The organism is Pseudomonas helleri, from assembly GCF_001043025.1.
In the GTDB taxonomy this organism is placed as follows: Bacteria; Pseudomonadota; Gammaproteobacteria; order Pseudomonadales; family Pseudomonadaceae; genus Aquipseudomonas; species Aquipseudomonas helleri.
This window is the reverse complement of the sequence record NZ_JYLD01000004.1, coordinates 1-25889: the sequence shown is the minus strand read 5'-3', so window position 1 is coordinate 25889 and position 25889 is coordinate 1. Positions and strand designations below refer to the sequence as shown.

19 protein-coding genes and 1 other RNA gene are annotated in these 25889 nt (G+C 55.7%); 12 read left to right on the top strand and 8 right to left on the bottom strand.

Translation table 11 applies throughout. The features are described from left to right. Window position 1: 1 nt before the first annotated feature. The 4 genes from TU84_RS07840 (at window position 2) to TU84_RS07825 (ending at window position 4766) form a co-directional block, all read left to right on the top strand. Complete coding sequence (locus TU84_RS07840) at window positions 2–1018, top strand: ketoacyl-ACP synthase III (RefSeq protein ID WP_048368496.1); 1017 nt, start codon at window positions 2–4, stop codon at window positions 1016–1018. 49 nt (window positions 1019–1067) lie between these two features. Then, the gene (locus tag TU84_RS07835; protein ID WP_048368495.1) at window positions 1068–2243 is read left to right on the top strand and encodes a DegT/DnrJ/EryC1/StrS family aminotransferase; all 1176 of its coding nucleotides are present in this window, start codon (window positions 1068–1070) and stop codon (window positions 2241–2243) included. An 86-nt stretch (window positions 2244–2329) separates the two neighbouring features. After that, on the top strand, window positions 2330–4324 hold the full coding sequence (locus TU84_RS07830; protein ID WP_048368790.1) for a polysaccharide biosynthesis protein: 1995 nt from the start codon (window positions 2330–2332) through the stop codon (window positions 4322–4324). A 112-nt stretch (window positions 4325–4436) separates the two neighbouring features. Next, window positions 4437–4766: a ComEA family DNA-binding protein gene (locus tag TU84_RS07825; RefSeq protein WP_048368494.1), complete on the top strand. Its 330-nt coding sequence runs from the start codon at window positions 4437–4439 to the stop codon at window positions 4764–4766. A 60-nt stretch (window positions 4767–4826) separates the two neighbouring features. Here the strand turns inward: TU84_RS07825 and TU84_RS07820 are convergent, their stop codons facing one another. Then, a complete protein-coding gene (locus TU84_RS07820; protein WP_048368493.1) occupies window positions 4827–5384 on the bottom strand; it encodes a TetR/AcrR family transcriptional regulator in 558 nt (185 codons plus the stop codon). Between the two features lie 134 nt (window positions 5385–5518). Next, window positions 5519–5686 (bottom strand): DUF2897 family protein, encoded by a 168-nt coding sequence (locus TU84_RS25460; RefSeq protein WP_082148642.1) that lies wholly within the window; start codon window positions 5684–5686, stop codon window positions 5519–5521. Between the two features lie 231 nt (window positions 5687–5917). Here TU84_RS25460 and pyrF point away from each other — a divergent pair, with 231 nt between their 5' ends. Next, the gene (pyrF, locus tag TU84_RS07815; RefSeq protein ID WP_162207679.1) at window positions 5918–6616 is read left to right on the top strand and encodes an orotidine-5'-phosphate decarboxylase; all 699 of its coding nucleotides are present in this window, start codon (window positions 5918–5920) and stop codon (window positions 6614–6616) included. Window positions 6617–6662: 46 nt separating this feature from the next. Here pyrF and TU84_RS07810 read toward each other — a convergent pair whose 3' ends face one another. Further along, entirely contained in the window at window positions 6663–7667 is a 1005-nt protein-coding gene (locus TU84_RS07810) for an NADP-dependent oxidoreductase (protein WP_048368491.1), read from the bottom strand. Window positions 7668–7859: 192 nt separating this feature from the next. Between TU84_RS07810 and TU84_RS07805 the strand changes: the two genes are divergently transcribed. After that, complete coding sequence (locus tag TU84_RS07805) at window positions 7860–8621, top strand: SDR family oxidoreductase (RefSeq protein WP_048368490.1); 762 nt, start codon at window positions 7860–7862, stop codon at window positions 8619–8621. A gap of 65 nt (window positions 8622–8686) precedes the next feature. On the opposite strand, the gene TU84_RS07800 is transcribed toward TU84_RS07805, so the two are convergent. Then, a complete protein-coding gene (locus TU84_RS07800) occupies window positions 8687–9877 on the bottom strand; it encodes a benzoate/H(+) symporter BenE family transporter (protein WP_048368489.1) in 1191 nt (396 codons plus the stop codon). A 258-nt stretch (window positions 9878–10135) separates the two neighbouring features. Between TU84_RS07800 and TU84_RS07795 the strand changes: the two genes are divergently transcribed. After that, window positions 10136–10888, top strand: a complete 753-nt coding sequence (locus TU84_RS07795; protein ID WP_048368488.1) for a GntR family transcriptional regulator — start codon at window positions 10136–10138, stop codon at window positions 10886–10888. A 123-nt stretch (window positions 10889–11011) separates the two neighbouring features. On the opposite strand, the gene guaD is transcribed toward TU84_RS07795, so the two are convergent. From guaD to xdhA, 4 genes are read right to left on the bottom strand one after another with little or no spacing between them, the layout of a single operon-like run. Further along, a complete protein-coding gene (gene guaD / locus TU84_RS07790; RefSeq protein ID WP_048368487.1) occupies window positions 11012–12310 on the bottom strand; it encodes a guanine deaminase in 1299 nt (432 codons plus the stop codon). Window positions 12311–12318: 8 nt separating this feature from the next. Next, the gene (gene xdhC, locus TU84_RS07785) at window positions 12319–13176 is read right to left on the bottom strand and encodes a xanthine dehydrogenase accessory protein XdhC (RefSeq protein ID WP_048368486.1); all 858 of its coding nucleotides are present in this window, start codon (window positions 13174–13176) and stop codon (window positions 12319–12321) included. Then, window positions 13169–15544 carry a xanthine dehydrogenase molybdopterin binding subunit gene (gene xdhB / locus TU84_RS07780; RefSeq protein ID WP_048368485.1) on the bottom strand — a complete coding sequence of 792 codons (2376 nt, stop codon included), beginning with the start codon at window positions 15542–15544 and terminating at the stop codon, window positions 13169–13171. The genes xdhC and xdhB overlap by 8 nt, the downstream gene beginning before the upstream one ends. After that, a complete protein-coding gene (xdhA, locus tag TU84_RS07775; protein ID WP_048368484.1) occupies window positions 15537–16991 on the bottom strand; it encodes a xanthine dehydrogenase small subunit in 1455 nt (484 codons plus the stop codon). Before xdhA ends, xdhB begins: the two co-directional genes overlap by 8 nt. 223 nt (window positions 16992–17214) lie before the next feature. Here xdhA and TU84_RS07770 point away from each other — a divergent pair, with 223 nt between their 5' ends. The 5 genes from TU84_RS07770 (at window position 17215) to ffs (ending at window position 25289) form a co-directional block, all read left to right on the top strand. Beyond that, entirely contained in the window at window positions 17215–17874 is a 660-nt protein-coding gene (locus tag TU84_RS07770) for a GntR family transcriptional regulator (RefSeq protein ID WP_048368483.1), read from the top strand. 2 nt (window positions 17875–17876) lie between these two features. After that, window positions 17877–21365 carry a chromosome segregation protein SMC gene (gene smc / locus TU84_RS07765; RefSeq protein WP_048368482.1) on the top strand — a complete coding sequence of 1163 codons (3489 nt, stop codon included), beginning with the start codon at window positions 17877–17879 and terminating at the stop codon, window positions 21363–21365. 258 nt (window positions 21366–21623) lie between these two features. Beyond that, window positions 21624–22499, top strand: coding sequence for a cell division protein ZipA (zipA, locus tag TU84_RS07760; protein ID WP_048368481.1), 876 nt, complete (start codon window positions 21624–21626; stop codon window positions 22497–22499). A 96-nt stretch (window positions 22500–22595) separates the two neighbouring features. Then, the gene (ligA, locus tag TU84_RS07755; RefSeq protein WP_048368480.1) at window positions 22596–24953 is read left to right on the top strand and encodes an NAD-dependent DNA ligase LigA; all 2358 of its coding nucleotides are present in this window, start codon (window positions 22596–22598) and stop codon (window positions 24951–24953) included. Window positions 24954–25192: 239 nt separating this feature from the next. Continuing rightward, window positions 25193–25289, top strand: an RNA gene (ffs, locus tag TU84_RS25455) — signal recognition particle sRNA small type. The last annotated feature ends 600 nt before the right edge of the window (window positions 25290–25889 follow it).

Sequence of the window (25889 nt, the reverse complement as noted above, 5' to 3'; positions counted from 1 at the left end):
AATGAATGTATTTGCCCGAGTCACAGCTATTGAATATGTCCTTCCTGTTAACTCACTGACTAATGATGAACTGGCGCGTGAGTTTCCCGAGTGGAACGTAGATAAAATATTTAATAAAACAGGAATTAGCGATCGTCGAATTATTGCGCAGGATGAATGTGCGTCTGATTTAGCCTTTCTCGCGTGTGAAAAGTTATTAGCAACAGGTACTATCGATCGATCCGAGATAGATTTTATTATTCTGTGTACTCAAAGCCCAGATTACTTTTTACCTGCCACTGCTTGCATTTTGCAGGATCGTCTTGGACTTTCAACACTGTGCGGAGCTTTTGATTACAATCAGGGCTGTTCAGGTTTTATTTATGGTCTGGGATTAGCCAAAGGATTGATTGAAACAGGGCAAGCAAAAAATATCCTGTTAGTGACGGCGGAAAGCTATAGCAAATTTATTCATCCCGCAGATAAAAGTGTTAGGACCTTGTTCGGAGACGCCGCTGCAGCAACGTTGATTCAGGCGTCTGCAAGTGGCCCGTTTCTTGATCGATTTCGTTATGGCACCGATGGTGCGGGTGCTAAAAATCTAATTGTACCTATTGGAGGTGCTCGCCATCCCGCGGCACTCAATTTAGAGCCCGAACTTTATACGGATGACAGTGGAAATTCTCGTACTGATGCCAATTTGTACATGAATGGCTCTGCTATTTTTGAATTTTCCATGCGTCGTGTACCTGAACTATTTGCATCGTTGTTTGATGATGAATTTACGATTGATCAGGTTGACTTGTTTGCGTTTCATCAAGCTAATAAATTTATGCTCGATTCTTTGCGGCGCAGAATTAAACTGCCCTCTGAAAAGTTTATTGCAGAGTTTGCACACTGTGGTAATACTGTTTCAAGCAGTATTCCTATCGCGCTTAAAGAGTCGTTAAATAAAGGTGTTTTAGTTGAGGGCAAAACAGTTGCAGGTGTTGGTTTTGGTGTAGGGTATTCTTGGGCTGGCTGCATTATTAAATGGTAAGCTTCATGAAACTTATAATTGATGGTCAGCGTCTACGCAGAGGTTAATTGTGCTAAATACTAATTTTTCTCCATGGCCTTCTTTTTCTGATGAAGAAGCTGATGCAGTCCGTGCCGTGATTTTGTCGAATAAAGTTAATTATTGGACTGGTCAGGAAACTCGTTTTTTTGAAAAAGAATTTGCTACGTGGTCTGGGACTGAATATGCCGTGGCTTTGGCAAATGGGACTGTCGCCCTGGATTTGGCATTAAAAGCCCTTCGTATTGGCACTGGTGATGAGGTGATAGTAACCTCTCGCACTTTCCTGGCTTCAGTTTCAAGTATTGTAAATGCCGGAGCGATACCAGTTTTTGCCGATGTGGATTTGAATTCGCAGAATATTACTGCAGAAACCATCCGCCAGGTTTTGACTCCTCGCACTAAAGCGGTGATTTGTGTCCATTTGGCAGGCTGGTCATGTGATATGGATCCAATCATGGCATTGGCAGATGAGTTTGGCCTCAAGATTATTGAGGATTGTGCTCAAGCTCACGGAGCTCATTACAAAGGCCGTCCGGTTGGTTCTATTGGCCATGTCGGTGCCTGGTCCTTTTGCCAGGACAAGATCATGACAACAGGTGGTGAGGGGGGCATGGTTACGACTAATGATCGCCAACTCTGGTTGGATATGTGGGCACACAAAGATCACGGCAAGAGTTGGGAAGCTGTCTATGAGCGTGAGCATGCCCCCGGATTTCGTTGGCTGCACGAGAGCTTTGGTACGAACTGGCGGATGCTGGAGGTGCAAGCTGTCATAGGTCGTATTCAGTTGCGACGTATGCATGACTGGCAAGCTACTCGTTTGAATAATGCCCTTCAGATTTGGAACGCTGCGAAGCAGTCACCTGCTCTTCGAGTACCTGACCTGCCAGCAAGTGACGTTCATGCCGCCTATAAGTGCTACGTGTTTGTGCGCCCTGAGTGCCTTAAAGCAGATTGGTCCCGTGATCGCATTCTTAATGAAATTGTTGCCCAAGGGGTACCTGCCTTTTCAGGCTCGTGCTCAGAGGTTTATCTTGAAAAGGCCTTTGACAATACTGGATGGAGGCCTGCTCAACGTCTTGAACACGCCAAAGAACTAGGTGAAACAAGCATGATGTTTTTGGTTCACCCTACGCTGACAGACCAAGAGATAGCTCTGACCTGTGAGATATTGAGTAGTGTTGTAAAGGAAGCATCTTTGTAAGCAGGTGCTACTTTATAAGTACTAGGTTTGCACACAGCAGCAGGCTGCGTATTGGTTTTGGAACTGCACAGGTGTTCAAAGAGGTTATGGCTATAATTAGATCTTTTTTACTAAATTTGTCTCGACGGCAAAAGCGCGCTATTCAGGTAGCCTCAGACATCATGCTCGTTTGGCTAGCCTTGTGGTTGGCGTTCGTTGTTCGGCTGGGTATAGACGATATGACTAACCCAGTCAAAACGCATGTCTGGCTATTTGTCACCGCGCCTTTAGTAGCCATTCCCCTGTTTATCCGTTTTGGCATGTACCGCGCAGTCATGCGCTATTTCGGCAATGATGCCCTCATCGCTATCATTAAAGCAGTCAGCTTGTCTGCGCTGATCCTGGCGGTAGTGGTGTACTGGTATAGCAATCACGACAACGTCGTTCCACGCTCAATCATTTTCAACTATTGGTGGCTGAGCTTGATCATGTTGGGCGGTTTACGCTTGGCCATGCGTCAGTACTTCTTGGGGGATTGGTTTTCCGCTGCCCAGCACGTGCCTTTTACCAGTCGCGATGATGGCCTGCCGCGAGTCGCTATTTACGGTGCGGGTGCTGCGGGTAACCAGTTGGTTGCTGCATTGCGCATGGGCCGGCTGATGCGCCCTGTGGCTTTCGTTGATGATGATGAAAGCATTGCTGATCGGGTTATTTCAGGCTTGCAGGTTTTCAAGCCTGAAAATATGCAGCAGATGATCGATCGAACTGGCGCTCAAGAACTACTTTTGGCCATCCCTTCGTCATCACGTGCACGTCGTCGCGAGATATTGGGATTGCTAGAGGGCTTTGCGCTGCATGTACGCAGTGTTCCCGGCTTCATGGACTTGGCAAGTGGCCGGGTCAAGGTTGACGATATCCAGGAAGTGGATATCGCTGATTTACTGGGTCGTGATGCAGTGCCCGCGCAGGCGGATTTGTTAGAGCATTGCATTAAAGGTCAATGTGTTTTAGTCACAGGCGCGGGAGGCTCAATTGGCTCTGAGCTATGTCGTCAGATTCTGTCCCTGAACCCAACAACGTTATTACTGTTCGAACACAGTGAGTTCAATCTTTACAGCATCCTTTCTGAGCTTGAGCAACAGGTGAGTCGCGAATCGCTCTCGGTGAAAGTGCTACCGATTTTGGGGTCGGTTCGAAATTCTCAGAAGCTGCTCGATCTGATGAAAACCTGGAAGGTTGATACGGTTTATCACGCCGCGGCTTATAAGCATGTGCCCATGGTTGAGCACAATATCGCGGAAGGGGTCCTTAATAACGTTATTGGCACACTCAACACTGCTCAGGCAGCCCTTCAGGCAGGGGTGGAGAACTTTGTCTTGATCTCCACAGACAAGGCCGTACGCCCGACCAATGTGATGGGGAGTACCAAGCGATTAGCTGAGATGACGCTTCAGGCTCTCAGCCATGAGGTAGCCCCTGTCTTGCTGGGCGATAAGTCAAACGTAGTCAGGGTCAATAAAACTCGTTTCACTATGGTTCGTTTCGGCAATGTGTTGGGCTCATCGGGTTCAGTGATTCCTCTATTCCATAAGCAGATCAAAGCCGGTGGCCCACTGACGGTCACTCATCCTAAGATTACCCGATACTTCATGACCATTCCTGAGGCGGCCCAATTGGTTATCCAGGCCGGCTCCATGGGGCAGGGTGGTGATGTCTTTGTTCTTGATATGGGTGAACCGGTACGCATTGTCGAACTGGCTGAGAAGATGATCCATCTTTCAGGTCTAAGCGTGCGCTCCGATAAGAACTTGCATGGCGACATTGAAATCGAATTCACAGGGCTTCGTCCTGGAGAAAAGCTTTACGAAGAATTGCTGATTGGCGACAACGTAATCGCTACGCAGCATCCAATGATCATGTGTGCCAATGAGGACATGTTGTCTTGGAGTGAACTCAAGCAAAAACTTGATCAATTGCTTGACGCAGTAGATCAGGACGACTATCCACGAGTTCGACAATTGTTACGTGAAACAGTCAGTGGATATTCACCTGAGGGTGAAATTGTGGACTGGATTCACCTGCAACATCGGATTGAGCCCTAGTCTATACACACCCTGCAACTGACACATTTTTGACACCCTCCAACCATCGCCTAAGTTTGGAGTACAGCTCAGGAAAGCTGTTTCCACTTAACGATGTATTGGAGTGTCACTTATGCGTATTGCCTTGCTCTCTTCGATGTTTTTGGCTTTGATGGTCGGTGTTTCCAGCGCGACTAATGCTGCTCCTGTGGCCGAAACAGGTGTACCGGTCGTGGCTGCGGCGGCTTCACCCGATGTTCAAGTGATGACAATCAACCTCAATACGGCAGATGAGGCGACACTTCAGCGCGAACTGTCCGGTGTGGGTGCCGCCAAGGCTAAAGCAATCGTTGCTTACCGTGAGGCAAATGGCGCTTTTGCTTCGGCCGATGAGTTGTTGGAAGTCAAAGGCATAGGCAAAGCCATTTTCGACAAGAACCGGGATCGGGTTGCCGTTAACTAAGTAAAGCGCGGGAATGCAGAAGGCCAGTCAATGACTGGCCTTTTTTGTTTGCAGCCGCTTTTACTCGACTGATTGCTTCAGTGTTTTACGTGTTACATCCAGGATTTTTTCTCTTAATGCGTCACTTTCAGCGCTTCGGGCAAGCACCAATGCGCCCACCAAGCTGGCGAATATCATGATGCTCTGATCTTGCGCCTCTGTGCCCGGCAGCGTGCTTTCGATTTGTTTGAGCCTTGCGTTGATAACGCTGTCGGTCGTCGGGCTGGCATGTCCTTGCTGTGCCATTTCTGCAGACATGGTTGGCAATGGGCAGCCTTCATGGGGCGAGGTCACGTGCCATTGCGACAGGTAGGCATCAATAAACACATGCAGCGGCTGCGGCTGGCTGAATATATCGGCACACAGGCCATCGACTTCATATGCTGCCTGTTGCAGGGCTTTTTCAACCAGTTCGTTTTTTGAGGCGAAGTGAGCGTAAAAGCCACCGTGGGTCAGGCCCAGTGATTTCATCAGGGGCTGCAGGCCGGTTGCTCCAATCCCGTCACGTCGAAACAGGCAGGCGGCTTCTTTAATAATGCGTTGATGCGTCAGGGCTTTGTGGTCGGGTGAGTAACGCATGGCTGCAGCCTCTTAATGCAATGACGCATCATAGCCCTGAGTTTCGAGCCATTGCACAGACACTTCGTGCATTTGTGTATAGGCATTTGTCCTCAGAGCTCATCCTTGAACGAGCGCTGAGGACTGCCCACGTTTTACCGGTCCTTTGATTCTTTTGCGTCCATTTCAGCATTGCGTTCAGCAACGCGTTTGCGCTGCTCATCGGTCAGTTCCACTTTGTCGGCGGTGTCACGCAGGGTCATCAGGCCGCCAACTATAGCGCCGATGACTACGATGAGTATTATCCAACCATACCAGGGCATTGTGTTCTCCTTGAAGGGCACGTGGCTGAGCAAAAAATTTGCGAAGCGTTGTGCTGTCTATCCCGTTAAGTGTGTGAGTAATCAGTGATTTCATTGTAGGCCGGTTATTTTTTCGTGCGCGTGTGATCACCTCAAGATGATTAAAGTCATGAAAATACGATCATCGGGTGCCGGTAGGCGGCGGCTTCCGCTACAATGCGCGCCGATTTCGACCAGCCTGAGAACCCGCTAATGTCCGACTGCCAGACTCCTATCATCGTCGCCCTGGATTACCCAACGCGTGACGCCGCACTGAAATTGGCTGATCAGTTGGACCCGAAACTGTGCCGCGTAAAAGTGGGCAAAGAGCTGTTCACCAGTTGCGCTGCTGAGATTGTCGGTACGTTGCGTGACAAAGGCTTTGAGGTCTTTCTGGACCTAAAATTCCATGACATCCCCAACACCACCGCGATGGCCGTAAAGGCTGCTGCCGAGATGGGCGTGTGGATGGTTAACGTTCACTGTTCGGGCGGCTTGCGCATGATGGCTGCCTGCCGTGAAGAGCTGGACAAGCGTACCGGCCCGCAACCGTTGTTGATTGGTGTCACGGTATTGACCAGCATGGAGCGTGAGGACCTCGCTGCCATCGGCCTGGACATCGAGCCACAAGAGCAAGTGTTGCGTTTGGCTGCTTTGGCACAAAAGGCCGGTATGGATGGGCTGGTGTGCTCGGCTCTGGAAGCGCAAGCGCTGAAGGCCGCACACCCGTCGCTGCAATTGGTAACGCCAGGGATTCGTCCTGCTGGCAGTGCTCAGGATGACCAGCGTCGCATTTTGACTCCACGTCAGGCGTTGGATGCGGGTTCTGATTACCTGGTTATTGGTCGCCCGATCAGCCAAGCGGCTGATCCGGGCAAAGCATTGGCTGCCGTGGTTGCCGAAATAGCTTAAGCTCGCCAGTGATGTCGCCGCAGCCCGGGCTGCGGCGACATGGGGTTTAAACCTTCAGTACCAACTTGCCGAAGTTTTCCCCGCTGAACAGCTTGAGCAGGTTTTCAGGGAAGGTCTCCAGCCCTTCAACAATGTGCTCCTTGCTTTTCAATTGCCCTTTGCTCAGCCAAACAGCCATTTCTTGTGCGGCCGCAGCGTAACGGTCGGCATAGTCCATCACCACAAACCCTTCCATACGCGCACGATTGACCAGCAATGACAGATAGTTGGCCGGCCCTTTGACGGATTCCTTATTGTTGTACTGACTGATCGCACCGCAGATGATTACGCGCGCCTTGGAGCGCAAGCGACTGAGCACCGCGTCCAGAATATCGCCGCCCACGTTGTCGAAATACACGTCGACCCCTTTAGGGCATTCACGTTTCAGGCCGGCGAGAACGTCTTCGTTCTTGTAGTCAATCACGCCGTCAAAACCCAGTTCGTCAATCAGGTAGGCGCATTTGTCTTTCCCGCCTGCTATACCGACCACATGACAGCCCTTGAGCTTGGCGATTTGCCCGGCAATGCTGCCAACGGCGCCCGCAGCACCAGAAATCACCACAGTGTCTCCGGCTTTCGGTGCTCCAATGTCGAGCAATGCGAAGTAGGCGGTCATGCCGGTCATGCCCAGCGCTGACAAGTACACCGGCAAAGGCACCAGTTTGGGATCAACTTTGTAGAAACCGCGGGTTTCCCCAACGAAGTAATCCTGCACACCCAGCGCGCCGTTCACGTAATCACCGACGCTAAAGTCCGGATGCTTCGAGGCAACGACTTTGCCGACGCCCAAAGCGCGCATCACGTCCCCAAGAGCCACAGGGGGGATGTAGGACTTGCCTTCATTCATCCACCCGCGCATTGCGGGGTCGAGGGACAGGTATTCATTTTTAACCACGATTTGCCCATCGCCGGGCTCAGCCACAGGCACCTGTTGGTAGGTGAAAATGTCGCGGGTTACTGCGCCGACGGGGCGTTTGGCGAGAAGGAATTGGCGGTTAGTCTCGGCGGTCATCGTAGGCACTCATCATTAAGGCAAAGGAGGTTGATAGACGTTCTGGGCCGTGTCGGCAAGCGAACATGATCTTACGAATGCTTTTTCATCAATTGGGGTGATGTTGGTAGGCGGAGTTATATCACTTCGATAAATAAGTTGTTTGGGTGTGCCTACACTGAAAACAGATTTTCCCCTTTGAGGATAAGAATAATGAGCATGACGTTTTCCGGGCGAGTGGCTGTGGTGACCGGGGCCGGTGCAGGTATCGGGCGGGCCGCGGCACTGGCCTTCGCGGCCGAGGGCTTGAATGTCGTTGTGGCCGATCTGGATGCCGCGAGCGGGGAGGGCACTGTCGAGCTGATCAAGGCCGCCGGTGGCAGCGCAGCATTTGTACGTTGCAATGTCGCCCTTGAGGCGGACGTCAGGCATTTGATGGAGCAGACCCTCAGCACTTATGGCCGTCTGGATTACGCCTTCAACAATGCTGGCATCGAAATCGAGCACGGCCGCTTGGCGGACGGTACAGAGGATGAATTCGACGCAATCATGGGCGTGAACGTTAAAGGTGTGTGGTTGTGCATGAAATATCAGTTGCCTCTGATGCTCAGCCAGGGCGGTGGAGCGATCGTCAATACCGCGTCTGTGGCAGGCCTTGGCGCCGCACCGAAGATGAGTATCTACTCGGCGTCAAAACACGCGGTGATTGGTCTGACAAAGTCGGCGGCCATTGAATACGCGAAGAAAAAGATCCGCGTCAATGCGGTGTGCCCTGGCGTGATTGACACAGATATGTTCCGCCGCGCATACGAGGCAGATCCGAGAAAGGCGGAGTTTGCTGCGGCGATGCATCCGGTCGGGCGAGTGGGCACAGTAGAAGAGGTCGCGAGTGCTGTGCTGTACCTGTGTTCGGACGGTGCAGCATTTACCACGGGCCATGCCTTGGCAATTGATGGCGGGGCTTTAGCGATTTAATGAAACCGCTGAAGGCTGCGATCTTTTGATGTTGAAAAAGATCGCAGCCCACATTGAGCCATGATTCAGCGGGTTTTCCAGTTCAAAATCATCAGCGTCAACACGCCTGCCACGATGCCCCAGAACGCTGAGCCGACCGAGAACAGGCTCATCCCTGATGCGGTGACCATAAACGTTACCAGCGCAGCTTCTCGCTCTTTGGACTCCGTCATGGCAATAGTCAGGCCGTTGATGATCGAGCCAAACAGCGCCAAGGCCGCAATCGACAGCACCAACTCCTTAGGGAAGGCGGCAAACAAGGCGGCCAATGTGGCGCCAAAAATGCCTGCAATGCCATAGAAAATCCCGCACCACATGGCCGCGGTGTAACGCTTTTTGGGGTCTTCATGGGCATGTGGCCCGGTGCAGATGGCCGCGCTGATGGCCGCCAGGTTGATCCCGTGCGAACCAAAAGGCGCGAGCAGCAGCGAGGCCACACCCGTGGTGGTAATCAGCGGCGAAGCGGGCACGGTGTAACCGTCGGCGCGCAGCACGGCGATGCCCGGCATGTTCTGCGAGGTCATGGCGACCACAAACAACGGGATGCCGATGCTGATGGTGGCTGCCAGCGAAAAGGAAGGCGTGGTCCACACCGGCACGGCCACTTCCAGGGCGAAACCATTGAAATCCAGCAGCCCGAGCAACCCCGAAATCACGATGCCAATCACCAGCGCTGCCAATACCGCGTAGCGCGGCGACAGGCGTTTGACGATCAGGTAGGTGAAAAACATGCCGATGACCAGGCCGGTCTGATGCTGCGCAGCGACAAATATCTCGCTACCGATCTTGAACAAGATACCGGCCAGCAAGGCCGCAGCCAGGGACGCCGGAATGCGTTTGACCAAGCGCTCAAAACTCCCGGTCACCCCACAGATAATCACCAGCACGGCACATGTGATGTACGCACCTATGGCCTCGTGGTAACTGACGCCACCTAAACTTGTGATCAGCAAGGCCGCACCGGGCGTTGACCAGGCGATGGTAATGGGGGTGCGATAACGCAGGGATAAGCCTATGCTGCAAATGGCCATACCAATGGACAGCGCCCAAATCCATGAAGAGATTTGTCCGCTGGTCAAACCTGCTGCCTGGCCTGCTTGAAACATCAGCACCAATGAGCTGGTATAGCCGGTCATCATTGCAATGAAACCCGCGACCACCGCAGAAGGTGAGGTGTCGGCCAACGGGTGCAAGCGTGGCTGAGTGGCGTCGGTCATAAAACGCAATTCCTTGTACTGGGCAGAGTGCTCTGCAAAAGCTGTTCTTGATAAGACAGTGAACAGAGCGCAAGCCTAAACGCAAAAGTAACATTTCATTGCAATACAGCCGGGATATCAAACGGCCATACAGTCGTGCATACACTCGGGCTTGTGTACAATGCGGCCTGTTTTCTTGCATTAATTCATTGTCAGCGAGGCCCGTTTACGTATAAACGTAACGCTCAATTTGCCGCCGCTTTTCCCATTCGAGTGCCCATGAACGAACAGTTGCAGCCTCTCAAGAAACCCACCCGCGCCGGCAAGGCCGGTCGCAGCGGAACCCAGGACGATATTGTCTACGCGCATATCTTCGAGGCCATTCTCGAACAGCGTCTGGCACCGGGCACAAAATTGAGCGAAGAGGCGCTGGGCGAAATCTTTGGCGTGAGTCGGACCATTATCCGTCGAGCACTCTCGCGCCTGGCCCATGAAGGGGTTGTGTTGCTGCGCCCCAATCGTGGCGCAGTGGTAGCCAGCCCGAGTGTTGAAGAAGCGCGCCAGGTTTTTCTTGCCCGCCGTCTGGTGGAAAAAGCCATTACGGAATTGGCCGTGGTTCATGCCACGGCGGACGATCTGGCTGAGTTGCGCAAAATGGTCGAGGACGAGCGCGACAGTTTCTCGCGGGGCGATCGTGGTGCAGGTATTCGGTTGTCGGGCGAGTTTCACTTGAAGCTGGCTGAAGCCGCTAAAAATGCGCCGCTGATCAGCTTCCAGCGCAGCCTGGTGTCGCAAACATCGTTGATTATTGCCCAGTACGAAAGCGGCAACCGCTCACACTGTTCCTACGACGAGCACATGCAACTGATCGATGCCATCGAAGCCCGTGACGGTGCGCTGGCAGTGGACCTGATGATGCATCACATGGACCACATCGACAGCAAACTCAACCTCGACGAAGAAGGCGCCTCGGACGATCTGCATGCAGTGTTCTCGCACCTGCTGCAAACCAAAGGCAAAAGCCATCGCTAACCTGTAGTCGCTGACGAGGCACGAGGCTGCGATGGGTTGCGAAGCGGCCCCATAAGGCGGTCCTGCGCCCGCGCATCGCAGCCTCGTCCCTCGTCAGCGACTACAAGTGTTTTTGCCAGTCCCTTAACGCTGATGCACCAGGTTCCCTGCCGCGTACGTCTGCTCAACCGTGCGGTCATCCCCCAAGGTCATCAACACAAACAACGTGTCGGCGATGTCTTTGGATTGCTGCAGGCGATAGCTCATCAGCGGCGTAGCGTTGTAGTCCAGTACCACAAAGTCTGCGTCGGTACCCGGTTTCAGCGTGCCGATCTTGTCTTCCAGGCGCAGCGCCCGCGCCCCACCCAGGGTAGCCAAATACAGCGACTTGAACGGGTTGAGGCGTGCGCCTTGCAATTGCATGACCTTGTAGGCTTCGTTCAGGGTGTTAAGCAGCGAGAAGCTTGTCCCGGCGCCTACGTCGGTGCCCAGGCCAACATTGAGCTTGTGCTTTTCGGCCATCGGCAAGTTGAACAGGCCACTGCCCAGAAACAGGTTGGACGTCGGGCAGAAGGCCACGGCGGAGCCGGTTTCAGCCAGGCGTGCGCATTCTTCGTCGCACAGGTGTACGCCGTGGGCAAAGACCGAACGTTCGCCCAAGAGTTGGTAATGGTCGTACACGTCCAGATAGCCCTTGCGCTCCGGGAACAGCGATTTTACCCACTCGATTTCCTGAAGGTTTTCGCTGATATGGGTGTGCAAATACACGTCCGGGTATTCGCTCAACAACTTGCCCGCCAGGGTTAGTTGCTCTGGCGTGCTGGTCGGCGCGAAACGCGGGGTCACGGCGTAGTGCAAGCGACCTTGACCATGCCAGCGCTCAATCAGCGCCTTGCTATCGTTGTAGCCAGATTCGGCAGTATCTGTCAGATAGTCCGGCGCATTGCGGTCCATCATGACTTTGCCTGCGATCAGGCGCAGGTCCAGACGTTGTGCGGCTTCGAACAGGGCATCCACCGATTGCGGGTGCACACTGCCGAAGACCAGGGCTGTGGTTGTGCCGTTGCGTAGCAGCTCTTTCAGGAAAATATCCGCGACCTTCTCGGCATGTGCCTTGTCGGCGAACTGGTTTTCGCACGGGAACGTGTAGGTGTTCAACCAGTCGAGCAACTGTTCGCCGTAGGCGCCAATCATCCCGGTCTGTGGGAAATGGATATGGGTGTCGATAAAGCCCGGAGTAATCAGCGCATCGCTGTAGAAGGTAATGTCAGTGTCGGCAGGCAGTGAGGCGAGCAGGTCTGCGGCATTGCCCAGCGCGGTAATTTTGCCGTCCTCGACCACCAGCAGGCCATCTTCAAAATACTCGTAGGAGGCCTCGATCCCGACTTCGGCGGGGTCGGCGATGCTGTGCAGAATGGCGGCGCGATAGGCTTTACAGGTCATAACAACTCTCAGTGCGTGGCATGGCTGCGTCGCGAAGACGCCAGCAATTGTGTAAGGGGTTCAGCGCCAATCGGTTCGGCGCAGGCAGTGTGCTGGCCGAAGTGGGCGTTATAAGTGGCGATAATTTCGCCGGCGATGGAGATCGCGATTTCAATCGGTAACTTGCCCTTCACCTCATTTAAGCCCATCGGGCAGCGCATACGCTGCAAAGGGGCGGCGCTGATGCCGCGCTCACGCAGGCGATGTTCAAACTTCATGCGCTTGGTTTTTGAGCCAATTAAGCCGAAGTAGGCAAAGTCGTTGCGTTTGAGCAGGGCGGCGCTGAGTTCCAGATCCAGGGCGTGATTATGCGTCATGACGATGCAGTAGCAACCCGCAGGCAGCGTATTGATTTCATCAATCGGGTCTTCGCAGACTATTTTGCGTACTCCGGCCGGTATCAATGCCGGGAATTCTTGCTCCCGCGAATCAATCCAGCGCACCCGGCAGGGCAAGCTGGCCAGCAGGGGCACCAGTGCTCGGGCGACATGCCCGGCGCCGAACACCGCTATGTGTGCTTGAACCTGACTCATGGGTTCAAACAGCAGGACGGCCACGCCGCCACAGCATTGGCCAAGACTGGCGCCGAGGCTGAAGCGTTGCACTTGCGGCCCTTGTGAGTGGGCAGCGAGCATCTCGCGGGCGATGTGCATGGCTTTAAATTCAAGATGGCCACCACCGATGGTGTCGTAGATCTGGCTGGCGCTGATCAGCATCTTTGCCCCCGCATTCCGGGGCGTTGAGCCTTGTTCTTCGATAAGCGTGACCAGTACGCTCGGTTCGCCCTGTTGCTGCAAATCGGCCAGTGCGCGGATCCAGTCATTCATGCTTACCTCCCGCGATATGTCGACGCATCTGCTCACAGCCCCACAACACCCGTTCCGGCGTGGCAGGCGTATCAATATCAGGCTGCACGCGGTAATCGGCGAGGCTCGCGACCGCATCTTTTATCGCGCACCACGCGGCAATGCCGAGCATAAACGGCGGCTCGCCCACGGCTTTGGAATGGAACACCGTGTCTTCCGGGTTTTTGCGGTTTTCGACCAATTTCACCCGCAGATCCATCGGCATGTCGGAAACCGCCGGGATCTTGTAGCTGGCCGGGCCGCTGGTCAGCAGCTTGCCCTTGGCGTTCCACACCAGTTCTTCGCTGGTCAGCCAGCCCACGCCCTGCACATAGCCACCTTCAACCTGGCCCACATCAATAGCCGGGTTCAGCGAGGCGCCCACGTCATGCAGGATGTCGGTGCGCAACATTTTGTATTCGCCGGTCAGGGTGTCGACGATCACCTCTGCGCAGGCAACCCCAAAAGCGTAGTAGTAAAACGGTCGCCCACGGGCCTGGCTGCGGTCGTAAAAGATCTTTGGGGTTTTGTAATAGCCGGTACTGGAGAGCGAGACTTGGCCGAAGTAGGCCTGCTGGATCAGTGCTGCAAAACTCAGAATCTGTTCACCGATGCGCACCAATCCGTTATGGAACACCACGTCCTGGGCGCTGACCTGGTACTTTTCTGCGGCAAACTCAATTAAGCGTTGCTTGATGGTTTGCGCCGCATTTTGCGCTGCCTTGCCATTCAGGTCTGCACCGCTGGAGGCTGCCGTGGGTGAGGTGTTGGGCACTTTCTCGGTATGCGTGGCGGTGATGTGCACGCGGTCGACCTCCACCTGAAACACCTCGGCCACCACTTGCGCGACCTTGATATTCAGGCCCTGGCCCATTTCTGTGCCGCCGTGGTTCAAGTGAATGCTGCCATCGGTGTAAATGTGGATCAGCGCTCCGGCCTGGTTGAGAAAGCTGGCAGTGAACGAAATGCCGAATTTGACCGGGGTGAGGGCCAGGCCCTTTTTCAAGATCGGGCTGCTGGCGTTGAAAGTTTTGAGCGCTGCACGGCGCTGCGCGTATTGGCTGCTGGCTTCGAGATCGGCGGTCATTTCATGGAGCAAGTTGTGCTCCACGGTTTGGTAATAGTGAGTCACGTTGCGCTCGGTTTTGCCGTAGTAATTGACCTTGCGCACCGCCAGCGGGTCCAGGTGCAAATGCCGGGCAATCCGGTCCATGACCTCCTCAATGGCGACCATGCCTTGCGGGCCGCCGAAGCCGCGGTACGCCGTGTTCGAGGCGGTGTTGATCTTGCAGCGGTGCCCATGGATTGTGGCATCGCCCAGGTAATACGCGTTGTCAGCGTGAAACATGGCGCGGTCAACAATGGACCCCGACAAGTCGGGCGAGTAGCCGCAGTTAGCCGCCAGATCCAGTTGGATGCCCTGCAACTGCCCGTTGTCATCGAAACCGACGTCGTACTCGATATAAAACGGATGGCGCTTGCCGGTCATCTGCATGTCTTCGGTGCGCGGCAGGCGCATCTTGGTCGGTTGCCCGGTCAGGTGTGCAATCACCGCACACAAGCATGCGGGGCTGGCGGCCTGGGTCTCTTTGCCACCAAAGCCGCCGCCCATGCGGCGCATGTCGACTGCGACTTTATTCATCGGCACGCCTAGCACTTCGGACACCAGCTTCTGGATCTCGGTCGGGTGCTGGGTTGAGCAGTACACGATCATGCCGCCGTCTTCAGTGGGCATGACTGAAGAGATCTGCGTTTCAAGGTAAAAGTGCTCTTGCCCGCCGATGTGCAGTTGACCTTGCAGCCGATGGGTGGCCTGGCTCAGCGCGCTGCTGGCGTCGCCGCGCCGGTGAGTGTGGCTGTCGAGCACAAAGTTTTTTTTGCGTAGCGCCTCGACTACATCGAGCACTGGCTCCAGGTCTTCGTACTCGATTACGGCCGCCATTGCGGCCTTGCGGGCGGTGTCCAGGTCGCTGGCGGCCACCGCCAGTACCGGCTGCCCTACAAACTCCACGGTATCGATGGCCAATAACGGATCGCCCGGCAGCAGCGGGCCGATATCCTTAAGGCCGGGGATGTCCTCGTGGGTGATCACCCGTCGCACACCGGCAAAGGCGTAGCAGGGCGCGGTATCGATGCGGATGATGCGTGCGTGGGCCCGGTCAGACAAACGCGCGTACACGTGCAACTGGTTGGGGAATTCCAGCCGGTCATCGATGTACTGTGCCTCGCCCGACACATGTTTATCTGCGCTGTCGTGTTTGACGCTGCGGCCCACACCGGTTTTCAAATCCTGGGCAAACAGGGTGCTCAGTTCAGCCTGAGACAGTTCGATCGCGTGAGGGTTAGACATAAGCCGTTACCCGCGTTTGGAGGTCCGGGGTTTGCTGTTCGATAAAGTATTTGCGCAACAGGTTTTGCGCGCACAGCAAGCGATATTCTTTGCTGGCGCGAAAGTCCGAGAGCGGGCTGAAATCCTGCGACAAGGCGTTGCAGGCTCGCTCCACCGTTGCGCTGTTCCAGGGCGCTTTGTGCAAGACGGCCTCGCAGGCGCTGGCGCGTTTGGGCGTGGCCGCCATGCCGCCGAAGGCCACACGGGCATCCATCACCACGCCATTTTCGATGTGCAGATTGAACGCGGCGCACACGGCGCTGATGTCGTCATCCAGACGTTTGGAGATTTTATAGGCGCGAAACAGATGGCTGGCTTTGGCGCGCGGGATGACGATTTTCTCGATGAATTCGCCTTCAGCTTGGGCGGTCACCCGGTAGTCCAGAAAGTAATCTTCCAGCGCCAGCGTGCGACGTGTAGCCCCTTTGCGTAAGACCAGTTGTGAGCCGAGGGCGATCAGCAGGGGGGGCGAATCACCAATGGGCGAAGCGTTGCCAATGTTGCCGCCCAAAGTGCCTTGGTTGCGAATTTGCAGCGAGGCAAAACGCTGTAATAGTTCGCCAAAGTCCGGGTATTCGGCGTTAAGCGTTTGGTAGATGTCTGCGAGGGTCACTGCGGCGCCGACTTCGAGGCGATCTGCAAAGCGTTCGATGCGCTTTAGCTCGGCAATCTGCCCCAGAGCAATCATTACCGGCAGGCTGCGGTGAAGTTGCGTGACCTCCAGCGCCAAGTCGGTCCCGCCCGCCAGCAGGCGCGCCTGGGGATGCGCTGCATAGCCACGTGCCAGTTCGTCAAGGGTAAAGGGCAGCAGGCAACGGTTCTCACCGTTATTCAGTTCGCTGGCGCCTACCGGGCGGATGGCCTTGAGTTTGGCCAGGGTCGCGCCGTGTTGCGCATCAAATTGGTCCGCAGGCGCTGAGTGGCAGGCTTGCGCCGCGGCGGCCAGAATCGGTCGATAGCCGGTGCAGCGGCAGAGGTTGCCGGCCAGTGCTTCGTGGGCCTGCTGGTGATTGGCGTCAGGGCTGTTCTTTTGCAGGGCAAACAGCGACATGACAAAGCCGGGCGTACAAAAGCCGCATTGCGAGCCGTGGCAGTCGATCATCGCCTGCTGCACGCTGTGGAGCTGGCCCTGATGCTTGAGGTCTTCAACGCTGATCAACTGTTTGCCATGCAAGGCCGAAACGAATGTCAGGCAGGCATTCAGGCTGCGATAGCGCAGGCCTTCAGTGCCTTGCTCGTCAGTGTGCAGTTCGCCGACAACCACTGTGCAGGCGCCGCAATCACCGCTGGCACAGCCTTCCTTGGTGCCGGGTTTGTGCAGGTGCTGACGCAGGTAATTGAGTACCGTGAGGTTGGGGTCCAGTGCGTGTTCAGTGCGTAGCGTCTGATTAACTAAAAACTGGATCACGGGCGGCCTCGCACTGCACTATTTTTATCGGGCGGGATGAATTGAATCTAGTCATTGCTGACTTCAGGGTCAAGAAATGCCAGTGAGTCATCCCGGTGATTGGTCACGACACGCTTTATTTGCTTATTTCGTGCCACATTCGGCGCCCGAGACACTCTGCTTGCACCGCGCAAGTGCGTTACACTCCGCCGCCTGCACTGATCGAAGATTTTGAAGGTACAACATGACGTTCAAGGCGCCGGATAGCCTCGCCGAGCAAATAGCTCACCACCTCGCTGAGCGGATTATTCGTGGCGAGCTCAAGCCTGGAGAACGCATTCAAGAACAGAAGGTAACGCTGGCGCTCAATGTCAGCCGCGGCTCTGTGCGCGAAGCGTTGTTAATCCTGGAGCGTCGACACTTGATCGCGATCCTTCCACGGCGTGGGGCACATGTCACCGAGCTCACTGCACATAAGGTTCAGAGCCTGTGTACGTTGATGAGCGAGATGTACATCCTGCTCGGCAATGCCGTTGCGCAGCGCTGGACAGCGCCGTCTGACCTGGGGCCTTTCCTGCAAATCCAGCAGCGTCTGGTTGACAGCTACGAGCGCCAGGACATCAGCGCCTTTGTTGAAGACAGCTTCAACGTAATGCGCGCTGCCTACCCGTTTGCCGACAACCCGTATCTGCAAGAAACCGTCGAGAACCTGCACCCGGCCATGAGCCGTGCCTATTACCTGGCACTGGAACAGCGCAAGGCCGAGATGAGCGAGTTTCTGGCGCTGTTCGCGGAGTTGCTTGAGGCGGTTCTGGCGCGGGATTTTTCGCAAATTCGTGTCGTACTGAGCCGATATGCTCAGCGCAGCTGTGACCTGGTGTTGTCCGCCTTGACGGTTGCCTGAACGTGCGTCTCAAGTGCATCAAACTGGCGGGCTTCAAATCCTTCGTTGACCCGACAACGGTTAACTTTCCGAGCAATATGGCGGCGGTGGTCGGCCCCAACGGTTGCGGCAAGTCGAACATTATCGACGCCGTGCGTTGGGTAATGGGCGAAAGCTCGGCTAAAAACCTGCGCGGCGAGTCGATGACCGACGTCATCTTCAACGGCTCCACCAGCCGTAAACCCGTGAGTCAGGCCAGTATTGAACTGGTGTTTGATAACTCCGACGGCACGCTGCTGGGCGAATATGCGGCCTACGCCGAGATCTCCATCCGCCGCAAGGTGACCCGCGACAGCCAGACCACTTACTACCTCAACGGCACCAAGTGCCGTCGTCGTGACATCACCGATATTTTCCTCGGCACCGGCCTGGGGCCGCGCAGCTACTCGATCATCGAGCAGGGCATGATCTCCAAGCTGATCGAGTCCAAGCCCGAAGACCTGCGCAACTTTATCGAAGAAGCGGCCGGCATCTCCAAGTACAAGGAGCGGCGTCGCGAGACCGAAAACCGCATTCGTCGCACCCACGAAAACCTCGCGCGCCTGACCGACTTGCGTGAAGAGTTGGGTCGCCAGCTTGAGCGTCTGCACCGTCAGGCCCAAGCCGCCGAGAAGTACCAGGAATACAAAGCCGAAGAGCGTCAGCTTAAGGCGCAGTTGTCCGCGTTGCGCTGGCAAGCTCTGAACGAGCAGGTGGGGCAGCGCGAAACGATCATTGGCGATCAAGAAGTCAGTTTTGAAGCGTTGGTCGCTGAGCAGCGCAATGCCGATGCCAGCATCGAACGCCTGCGTGACGGGCATCACGACCTGTCAGAACGCTTTAATTTGGTGCAAGGGCGCTTCTATTCGGTGGGTGGCGACATCGCCCGCGTCGAACAAAGCATCCAGCACGGCCAGCAACGTTTGCGTCAGTTACAAGACGACTTGCGCGAAGCCGAGCGCTCGCGTCTTGAAACCGAGTCGCACCTGGGGCATGACCGCACGATGCTGGCAACGCTGGGTGAAGAGCTCGACATGTTGGTGCCCGAGCAGGAACTGACCAGCGTTGCCGCTGAAGAATCGGCTGCTGCGCTCGAAGAGTCCGAAGTCACCATGCATGCCTGGCAAGAGCAGTGGGATGCCTTCAATCTGCGCTCGGCTGAGCCGCAACGCCAATCCGAAGTCCTGCAAGCGCGTATTCAGCAGTTGGAAACCAGCATGGAGCGCGTGGCTGAACGCCAGCGTCGTTTGGCCGAAGAGCGTGCCTTGCTCGCCGCAGACCCGGAAGATGCAGCGATTCTTGAACTGAGTGAGTTGCTGGCGACCAGCGAGCTGACCCAAGAAGAGCTGCAAGTCAGCGAAGAACAGGTGATCGAGCGTCTTGAGCAAGTGCGTCACGACTTGCAGCAAGCCACGCAAAACCAGCAGCAGGCCCAGGGCGAGTTGCAGCGGCTTAACGGTCGTCTGGCTTCCCTTGAAGCGCTGCAGCAAGCCGCGTTGGACCCTGGCGCCGGTGCAGGCGAATGGCTGCGTGAGCAGCAACTGGCTGAGCGTCCACGTCTGGCCGAAGGCCTGCGGGTTGAAGTCGGTTGGGAGCTTGCGGTCGAAACGGTGCTGGGTGCCGACCTCCAGGCTGTGTTGGTGGATGATTTTTCCCAAGTGAATCTGGCGGGCTTTGCCCAGGGCGATTTGCGCTTGTTCAGCGCCGACGCCACTGCAAGCCGCATCGCTGGGAGTTTGCTGGACAAAGTCGAAGCCGATTTTGATTTGGCGCCCTGGCTGGGGCAGGTCAAACCGGTCGAAACCCTTGAGCAGGCACTGGCTGCGCGCGGGCAACTGGCCGACGGTCAAAGCCTGATCAGCCGTGACGGTTATTGGGTCGGGCGTAACTTTTTGCGTGTGCGTCGCGCCAGTGAAGCCGAAAGCGGCGTGCTGGCCCGCGGCCAGGAAATCCAGCGTCTGGGGATTGAGCGCGATGAGCGTGAAGCCACCCTGGCGACTCTTGAGGAGCAGTTGCAACGCTTGCGCGAGCAGCAAGTCGCTCAAGAAGACGCGCGTGAGCAAGTTCGTCGCCGCTTGCAGGACGAAGCCCGCCAACAAGGCGAGATCAAAGCCAAGCTGTCTGCCAGCAAAGCCAAGGTCGAGCAGTTGACCTTGCGCCGTCGGCGGCTTGACGAAGAGCTGGCCGAGCTCAGCGAGCAGCGTGCGCTGGAGCATGAACACGTTGGTGAGGCGCGCCTGAACTTGCAGCAAGCGCTGGATGCCATGGCCACTGACACCGAGCAGCGCGAACTGCTGCTGGCCCAGCGCGACAGCTTACGCGAACGCCTTGACCGGGTGCGTCAAGAAGCCCGTCAGCACAAGGATCACGCCCACCAATTGGCGGTGCGTTTGGGCTCACTCAGGGCACAGCACGACTCGACCCGTCAGGCGCTGGAGCGGCTGGAGCTGCAATCTGAGCGGCTCGCTGAAAAGCGTGAGCAGCTCACCCTCAATCTGGAGGAGGGCGAAGCTCCCCTTGAAGAGCTGCGCCTTAAACTTGAAGAGTTGCTGGATAAACGCCTGAGCGTTGACGAGGAACTTAAAGTTGCGCAATTGGCTCTTGAGGATGCGGACCGTGAACTGCGCGACGCTGAAAAGCGCCGCAACCAGGCAGAGCAGCAGTCCCAACTGATTCGCGGCCAGCTTGAACATCAACGTATGGAATGGCAGGCGCTAACAGTCCGACGTACTGCGTTACAAGATCAGTTGCTGGCGGACGGTTATGACTTGCACGGGGTGCTGGCAACATTGAGTAACGAACTCAATGAGCAGCAGGCCGAAGAGGAACTTGAGCGGATTGCTGCGCGTATTCAGCGTTTGGGTGCGATTAACCTCGCGGCCATTGATGAATACCAGCAGCAGTCCGAGCGCAAGCGTTATCTGGATGCTCAGGATGCCGATTTGGTCGAAGCACTGGACACCCTGGAAAACGTGATTCGCAAGATTGATAAAGAAACCCGGAGCCGCTTCAAAGACACCTTTGATCAGATAAATGGTGGATTACAGGCGCTTTTCCCAAAAGTTTTTGGTGGCGGCAGCGCTTATTTGGAACTGACGGGCGAAGATTTACTCGATACAGGGGTAACGATCATGGCGAGGCCGCCGGGCAAAAAGAACAGCACGATTCATTTGCTGTCCGGTGGTGAGAAGGCATTGACGGCTCTGGCACTGGTTTTTGCCATTTTTAAACTCAATCCGGCGCCGTTTTGCATGCTCGACGAAGTTGATGCACCGCTTGATGACGCGAACGTGGGGCGCTATGCACGGTTGGTTAAAGAGATGTCACAGACCGTGCAGTTCATCTACATCACCCACAACAAAATCGCCATGGAAATGGCCGATCAGTTGATGGGGGTGACGATGCATGAGCCCGGTTGTTCACGTCTTGTTGCGGTTGATGTTGAGGAAGCAATGGCAATGGTCGATGCATGAGCTATAAGCAAGTAGGGATAAAATTTTCTTCATGTAAGAAAATCCCTACGGATTTGACCGATGAGATGCGTAGGTCAGCGGCTACATGGGCCTAACTCAAGGTGACAGACGGTGTAAAGTTATCTTTGGTCGTGTTAATTTAGCGTCTAATTTTTTTTGTACGTGGAAAAACGTCATTCAGAACATAGAGTTGGCGCCACGTTTTAAAGGGCTTTAGGCTCTTCTTCATAGAATCATTTTTTAGGGGCACGGGATTACATGGAAATCGGTCTGCGCGAGTGGCTGATAGTCATCGGCATAGTGGTCATCGCCGGTATTCTTTTTGACGGCTGGCGTCGTATGCGTGGCGGTAAAGGGAAGCTCAAGTTTCGTCTTGACCGCAGTTTTTCCAATGTCCCCGACGAGGAAAACAGCGCCGAGCTGTTAGGCCCGTCACGGGTTCTGGATACGCCGGATCACAAAGAGCCGCAGCTCGATGAGCATGACCTGCCATCGGTGAGCATGCCGCCCCGTGAGAGGTCCTCCAAGCGCGGTAAACGCTCCAGTGAGCCGAGCCAGGGTGATTTGAACCTCAACCTCGATCTTGATGATGACGGTCCAAGCTTCAGTGCGCGTGACGATGATGCTCCTGTTGAAACCAAACCACGCGGGCGTCAGACGCCAGCAGTGGCTGCGGCAGAAAGCAAAGAGCCCGCACCGGCAACCGAAGAAGTGCTGGTCATCAGCGTTATCAGCCGTGATCCGGCAGGTTTCAAAGGCCCGGCGCTGCTGCAAAACATTCTTGAGAGCGGCTTGCGTTTCGGTGAAATGGATATTTTCCACCGTCACGAAAGCATGGCTGGCAACGGCGAAGTCCTGTTCTCCATGGCCAACGCCGTGAAACCGGGCGTGTTCGATCTGGACGACATCGATCTGTTCAGCACACCAGCAGTGAGCTTCTTCCTCGGCTTGCCAGGCCCGCGTCATCCCAAGCAGGCGTTTGATGTGATGGTGGCAGCAGCGCGCAAGTTGTCCCAGGAGCTCAACGGCGAACTCAAAGACGACCAGCGCAGCGTGTTGACGGCTCAGACTATTGAGCATTACCGCCAGCGCATCGTCGAATTCGAGCGTCGTGCCCTGACTCAAAAACGCTAAAGCCGTGGGGGCCGTGTGATCGCTCCCGCTGAGTGCACTATGAATTAACACATGAGCAGCCTCGGCTGCTCATTTGCTTTGTGAGAGAAAATCCCCATGACCGCCGCCAACACCCGCATTCTAGAGCTGCGCGCTGAACTGGATCAGCATAACTACCGCTACCACGTCCTCGACGAGCCGAGCATCCCGGACGCTGAGTACGACCGGCTGTTTCGTGAGCTTAAAGCCCTGGAAGCGGAGCACCCGGAACTGGTGACGGCAGATTCGCCGACCCAGCGCGTAGGCAGTGCGGCGTTGTCGGCCTTTACTCAAGTGCGTCACGAAGTGCCCATGCTGAGCCTGGGCAACGCGTTTGATGAAACCGACATGCGCGAATTTGATCGGCGTGTCAGCGAGGGGCTCGATTTGCCGGCTGGCGACCTGTTTGGCGGCGGTGCAGAAGTTGAATACAGCTGCGAGCCCAAGCTCGACGGTCTGGCGGTCAGCCTGCTGTATCAGGACGGTGTTCTGGTGCGCGGTGCCACCCGCGGTGATGGCACCACCGGTGAAGACATCAGCATCAACGTGCGCACCGTGCGCAACATCCCGCTCAAGTTGCAGGGCAGCGGCTGGCCTGCGGTGCTTGAAGTGCGCGGTGAGGTGTTTATGTCCAAGGCGGGTTTTGACCGCCTCAATGAAGCCCAGCTGGCGGCGGGTGGCAAGACCTTTGCCAACCCGCGTAACGCAGCGGCTGGCAGCCTGCGCCAGTTGGATTCGAAAATCACCGCCAGCCGTCCGCTGGAGTTTTGCTGCTATGGGTTGGGGCAAGTTTCTGAAGAGTTTGCCGATACGCACATTGGCAATCTCAAGCAGTTGCAGCAGTGGGGCATGCCCATCAGTCACGAGTTGAAACTGGCCAAAGGCATTGCCGAGTGCCTGGGCTACTACCGTGATATTGGTGAGCGTCGTGCCTCGTTGGCGTATGAAATCGACGGCGTGGTGTTCAAGGTCAACAGCCTGGCCTCGCAACGCGAACTGGGCTTTCGCGCCCGTGAACCGCGCTGGGCAATCGCCCATAAATTCCCGGCAATGGAAGAGCTGACCGAACTGCTGGATGTTGAATTTCAGGTCGGGCGAACGGGGGCGGTCACTCCGGTTGCGCGCCTGAAGCCAGTCAAGGTGGCGGGCGTGACCGTGTCTAATGCCACGTTGCACAACATGGACGAAGTGGCACGCTTGGGTCTGATGATTCACGACACCGTGATCATTCGCCGTGCCGGAGATGTGATCCCGCAGGTGGTGCAAGTGGTGCTCGACCGGCGCCCTGAGAACGCGCGCCCGGTGCACATCCCGCAAAACTGCCCGGTGTGCGGCTCCCATGTTGAACGCACGCAATTGATCAAGCGCAGCAAGGGCCGCGAAACCGTCAGCGAAGGTGCGGTGTACCGCTGCGTCGGGCGACTAGCCTGTGGTGCGCAATTGAAGCAGGCGATCATCCATTTTGTCTCGCGACGGGCAATGGACATTGAAGGCCTGGGTGAAAAAAGCGTCGAGCAGTTGGTCGATGAAGGTCTGGTGAGTTCGCCGGCCGACCTGTACACCCTGTCGTTTGAGCAAATCGTCGACCTGGAAGGCTTTGCCGAACTGTCGAGCAACAACTTGTTGGCGGCCATTGCCGACAGCAAGCGTCCGACACTGGCGCGATTTATCTACGCATTGGGTATTCCTGATGTAGGCGAGGAGACAGCCAAGGTTTTGGCGCGCTCATTGGGCTCTCTGGAGCGCGTGCAGCCTGCGTTGCCGCAAGTGCTCACGTACTTGCCGGACGTGGGCCTGGAAGTGGCTCACGAGATCCACAGCTTCTTCAGCGATGACCACAACCGCCAAGTGATTGGTCAATTGCTGGAGCGCGGTCTGGAATTGCAGGATCAGGGTGAGCTGGGCGCTGAATTTGCCGCCAGCGCCACCTTGGGCGGGTTGATTGACAAACTGCACATTCCGTCTGTTGGGCCGGGCGGGGCGCAGAAGCTGGCCGACAAGTTTGACACCCTTGAGCGCGTGATCAACGCCGATTGGCTGGACATGCGTCAGGCTTTGCCTGAAAAGCAAGCCAAGGCTGTGCGCGAGTTCTTCGACAACCCGGACAATGCGCGACTGGCGCTGGACGTCGAAGCGCAACTGCGCGACTTCGGCATGCACTGGCAGAGCGAGAAAAAAACCGTAGAAGGCTTGCCGCTGGCCGGGCAGACCTGGGTGCTGACCGGCTCGCTGGAATTGATGAGCCGCGACGTCGCCAAAGAAAAGCTGGAAAGCCTCGGCGCCAAAGTCTCGGGCTCCGTGTCCGGCAAAACCCACTGCGTCGTGGCCGGGCCGGGAGCAGGGTCCAAATTGACCAAAGCCAACGAGCTGGGCCTTAAGGTGCTGGATGAAGAAGCGTTCGTGGCGTTCCTCAAAGAGCAGGGTATCGGCCTGTAACGGCTGCAAAACCTGTAGTCGCTGCCGCAGGCTGCGAAGGGTTGCGAAGCAATCCGTTGCCTCGTAGCCTGCGCGAGCTTCATCGCAGCCTTCGGCAGCGACTACGGAGCCAAATACATGCCCGAATCCAAGTACTTGAACCCATTCATTTTTTTATTGTTGAAGCAGCGGTTGTAAGTTTTCGTCAGATAGGTACAATGGCGCCGTTCGCTGCTAGGCGGATGTTGTTATGGTGACCCTATCGGTCCCTCCGCAACGATTACCCGTGAACCTGGTCAGAGCCGGAAGGCAGCAGCCACAGCGGGAACATTGTGTGCCGGGGTGTGGCTGGTGGGGTTGCCTCCATTTTATAAGTCCTTGAATCTACAAGGATTTTCAAGTCAAAAATCTTGAAGTGTTACAGCGTTTAATGACACCTGATGGTGCATCATGAGCGGCATATTATCGTGCGTGTATTAAAAGCGCCGCAGTTTTAGCACCCCAGCTCAATTTTCAGATTTACCAACTGGCACTTTCCGATCAATTTGCGGCTCTGTGTGCTGAGAATCCCGCGTGGCGGTCATAGGGTTAAGCCTGTCCCTGATGCTCGTGCTACTGGCGTGCTACATTAATCTAAAATCCGACCACGCCACCACTCGGTGCACCATCAATTTGGGTCAAAGCGGATCTCTTGTGCTGTAGGGTAGCTGTTCAAGCTTATCCATCCACTGGTTGTGGAGTGGCGCGTAACTCGATCCGCTTCCAGTAAATGAGGGCTATTGAAATGCCATCATATTGCCTTCATTATGCTAAGCCCCACATGGATGATCTGAATCGCCCCTAGTTTCGTAGACACCTCCAAGCCTTAAAATGAGGCCCATTAGGAGGTGCCATGAGCAACCAGCGATATCCCGAAGAATTCAAAATCCAGGCGGTCAAACAAGTGACCGAAAAGAA